Annotated in this window: 2 protein-coding genes and 1 pseudogene; 1 reads left to right on the top strand and 2 read right to left on the bottom strand. The window is 70.3% G+C overall.

The genetic code is table 11. The annotated features are described in order from the left end of the window. Positions 1–220 (bottom strand): annotated as a pseudogene (locus ABZV94_RS41790) (aldehyde dehydrogenase family protein); the annotation flags it as partial. 152 nt (positions 221–372) lie between these two features. Here ABZV94_RS41790 and ABZV94_RS41785 point away from each other — a divergent pair. Next, entirely contained in the window at positions 373–837 is a 465-nt protein-coding gene (locus ABZV94_RS41785; protein ID WP_356350356.1) for a MarR family transcriptional regulator, read from the top strand. A 33-nt stretch (positions 838–870) separates the two neighbouring features. On the opposite strand, the gene ABZV94_RS41780 is transcribed toward ABZV94_RS41785, so the two are convergent. Beyond that, the coding region (locus ABZV94_RS41780) for a PLD nuclease N-terminal domain-containing protein (RefSeq protein ID WP_356350354.1) at positions 871–1,143 on the bottom strand (273 nt) is incomplete at its 5' end.

Genomic DNA, 1,143 nt, shown 5'->3' with positions numbered 1-1,143 from the left:
ACGCCTCCTTGCGGCTCTTGCCGAGGTCGGCGTGGAGCGCGTCGGCGATCTCGTCCCCGCGCTCGGTGAGCAGGGCGCGCAGTTGCCGGAGCTGTCCCGTACGCCAGTCGAGGCCCTTGGTGCGGCCGGCGCGGAAGGTGGCGCGGAGGCGGCCGACGATCTCGGCCGGGGACTCGGCGGGGCGGGTGGTGTCGTCGACACCGGACGGTACGGAGGACATGGGGGTACTCCTTGCGGCACGGGATGCGGGTGGGGCTCAGATGCGGGTGGGGCTTAGAACTTGATATGCTCAAGCAATTACTTCCATGTAACTGCCAACAGTTGAGCATGTCAAATAATTGTCGGCAGTCGCCGATCGAAGAATGGCCGACCATGACCACGGAACCGACGCCCCGCGCCGCCACTGCTCCGGACGATCGAGCCGCCCCCTCCCCGGAGGATCTCCTGGAGCCGCTGGCCCTCGTCGTCCGAGGCCACCACGACGACCTCACCGCCGTCGCCGCCCGCCACGGCCTGTCCACCTCGCAGGCGCGGGCGCTGATCGCGCTCAACGCGCCCATGCCGATGAGCGCGCTCGCCGCCCACCTGGTCTGTGACGCGTCCAACGCCACCGGCCTCGTCGGCCGCATGGAGACCCGTGGCCTGGTCCGCCGCACCCCGTCCCCCGACGACCGCCGCTCCAAGGTCGCGGCCCGTACCCCCGAGGGCACGGAGCTCGCCCGGACCATCCGCGCCGAGATGCGTGCCGTGCACGGCGCACTGGAAGCGCTCACCGCCGAGGAGCGCACAGCACTGCTGCCCCTGCTCAAGAAGCTGGGGCAGCAGTTGTACGCGTGATCGGGTACCGGGCGTCCGGCGTCCGGTAGCGGGTCAGGAGGCGGGCGGGGCCTCCGGGCCGCTCTCACGCCGCTTGAGCTCGTCCTCGCGGCGGCGCAGGTCCGCCTCCCAGTCCTTGAGGACCGTCTCGTCCTTCTCCTTAACGTCCTTTTCGCTGTCGTCCTTCAGCGACTTCAGGAAGTCGGGATTGTCGTCGGGTGCCACCCACCCCTGACGTCGGCCGGCCGGCCCCTGGCGCACCTTGCCCGCGGCCAGCCACACGATCGGGCCGACGAACCAGAACAGCAGGATGATGAAGACCCAGGC

Origin of the sequence: Streptomyces sp. NPDC004658 (assembly GCF_040609555.1) — a bacterium.
In the GTDB taxonomy this organism is placed as follows: domain Bacteria; phylum Actinomycetota; class Actinomycetes; order Streptomycetales; family Streptomycetaceae; genus Streptomyces.
This window is presented reverse-complemented; position numbering and strand designations above follow the sequence as displayed.

Coding starts and splice junctions, on each gene's coding strand:
- ABZV94_RS41785 (WP_356350356.1), top strand. CDS start 373: ATGACCACGGAACCGACGCCCCGCGCCGCCACTGCTCCGGACGATCGA.